We start from the raw sequence: 1,077 nt of genomic DNA on the forward strand, positions 1-1,077 counted from the left end.
AGCCAATGGCGGTGCAGGAATGACATAAATGTCGTGTTCTCTGGCTATTTCACGAATTTTTAATGCCATATGGTCAACGCCCTTCGCAACCACTACGGGGGCTTTATCTACATTTTGCTTATACCGTAACGCCACTGAGAAGTGATCTGGGTTGGTGATAATCACATCCGCTTCGGGCACATCGGCCATCATTCGCCTCTGAGCCATTTCACGTTGCAACATTCGGATTCGGCCTTTCACTTCTGGCTTACCATCGGTGTCTTTGTGCTCATCTTTCACTTCTTGCTTGGTCATTTTTAGCTGATCCGCATGCTGCCAAATCTGGAAAGGTATATCGATGGCGACCACAATAAGCAACGAGCAGCTAATGAGCAAAATGAAATCTAATAGAATGTCGAGAGCGTGGAAAATATTCTGTGGGTAAACATCCATACTCAGCTGAAAAAGATCTTCTTTGGAGGCGTCAATCAGATAAAAAGCAACGCCTGACACTAAAGAAACCTTAAGTATCGACTTAAGCAGTTCGACAGCACTTTGCATACCCACCATCCGCTTCAAACCACTCAACGGATTCATTTTTGAGGCTTTAGGCATTGCCGCTTTCACCGAAAAGTTCACCCCACCAACCCCTGCTGCGCCAATAAGGGCTGCGACAAACAAGACAATCAGAATCAAAACAAGGGGGCCAAGTAAGCTGCCGAGCACACCACTAGCGATATCACTGAGCTTGCTCATATCAAACACTTCTTCTCGGCTCAAAGAAAAGAGTCGGCTCATTCCTTCAAATAACTCTTTTCCCAGAGCCTCCCCAAACCACATCAGGGAAACTGCGCCCATAACCAAAACGGAGACCGACGCTAACTCTTTAGACCTTGCAACCTGTCCTTTTTCACGTGCCTGATCCAAGCGTCTGGGCGTTGCGTCTTCTGTGCGTTCTTGACCTGAATCTTCTGCCATCAGATCCTCCTATTTTATCTTCGATGAGCGTATTCGCCGCTTAACTTCTTCGCCGAAAGCCTAGGGCGTGTTGAACTTTCGAGCTGACTTTTGCATCAACTTGATGGGTATTTAGACAAA

At 46.6% G+C, this 1,077-nt stretch carries 1 protein-coding gene; it reads right to left on the reverse strand.

Annotated features, from left to right (window positions below; genetic code table 11):
- On the reverse strand, positions 1-957 hold a 957-nt coding region (gene flhB / locus ACP45E_RS20230; RefSeq protein WP_069585479.1), incomplete at its 3' end, for a flagellar biosynthesis protein FlhB.
- Positions 958-1,077 lie beyond the last annotated feature (120 nt).

The sequence above is a fragment of the Vibrio genomosp. F10 str. 9ZD137 genome (assembly GCF_049974785.1).
Taxonomy (GTDB): Bacteria; Pseudomonadota; Gammaproteobacteria; order Enterobacterales; family Vibrionaceae; genus Vibrio.